The sequence below is a fragment of the Bartonella sp. CL266QHHD genome (assembly GCF_042195355.1).
GTDB lineage: Bacteria > Pseudomonadota > Alphaproteobacteria > Rhizobiales > Rhizobiaceae > Bartonella.
The window spans coordinates 1-1,265 of the sequence record NZ_JBHIOD010000001.1; the positions used below are offsets into that span (position 1 = coordinate 1).

The window sequence follows — 1,265 nt, forward strand, 5'->3', positions numbered from 1 at the left end:
GATTGTTTATCAGCATCTTCAGTTTAATCAGGCGCGTGATATTGATAATCTTGATGTTGATTTAGGAAAATTTCATCAATGATTTAGAATACTCACTCATCATTCTACATATTGAATAAAAAACTGAATATTATAAATTTCTTTCATTCAAACCTGTTTATACTTAATCAATTAACCCCTTGTTCATCACAAACGAAGCTGGCATGTAAAGAAGGACTTTTGAAAAAAAGGTGAATTGCTTCTTATGAACATTCTCGAGTGCTAAAATCTGCGCAAATATTGAATGCTGAAAAAAGAATGATGATATCCGCGCATAACCGCAATAAAAATAATATCCTGTATCCAATCAAAATTTCTCTGCCACCTATCATTTACAAAACAACAACCGTAACAATATGATAAAGCATACTTTACTTTTATTATAATTTGACCTCAAACTCCCTCTGTTTGTTCTAAAAACAAGTATTTATCCAAAATTCTTAAGTAAACATCCTAAAAAAGGAAACAAATAATATGCGTATGAAATGATATAAACGTAAATAAAGTTCTAAAACAAAATTCAAAAAAATGCATAAATCTCGTAAAGACTAAACTTATGATCTATAAAATTTAATAAAGAAATGGACAAAAACAACCATCAATATCGTCTCTTTTAAAGATTATACCACAAGAATTTAGCATTCAAGCTTCTCACATTCACAATGAAATCTGCCCCCATATCTTAATATCAAAATTTTAGGAAAATTCCTCATCGCATAGAAGAAAGCATCTATTGTAATCTTTTATATCAAAAAAATAACCATATTGATGAGGAAAAATAAATTTCAATACATTAAAAGGCAGAAAAATCTTCTGCCTTTCATATAAAAATGCACATTATATCTCTTCAAAAAAGATGGCGCAATCCAGCAGAGAAACTGGCTCCAGAAAAACCAGCTTTCTTAAATTTATGCTGATAAGTTACATCTCCATGAAGAAAAAATTTTGAAGAAAGACGAGCATTAAACCCAAGACCTGCTTCCAAAAAAGAACCAAAAAAACCTAATTGGAAATCGTTTTTAAAAGAAACAAATTGCTTATCTTCAAAACTATGCAAATAAGAAAGCTTACTATAAAAAGAAACGACACGTCCCTCTTCAGAAACATTAAGTGTCTTGCTTAAACGCCCACCAACACGCCCCACCCATTGATGAAATTTTCCTAAATCAACATCAAGATTATCAATATCACGCGCCTGATTAAACTGAAGATGCTGATAAACAATC

The 1,265-nt window shown here is 30.3% G+C and carries 1 protein-coding gene; it reads right to left on the bottom strand.

Annotated features, from left to right (window positions below):
- Positions 1–886: 886 nt before the first annotated feature.
- Positions 887–1,265: autotransporter outer membrane beta-barrel domain-containing protein (locus tag ACFIK7_RS00005; protein WP_375662700.1), on the bottom strand; the 379-nt coding region annotated here is incomplete at its 5' end.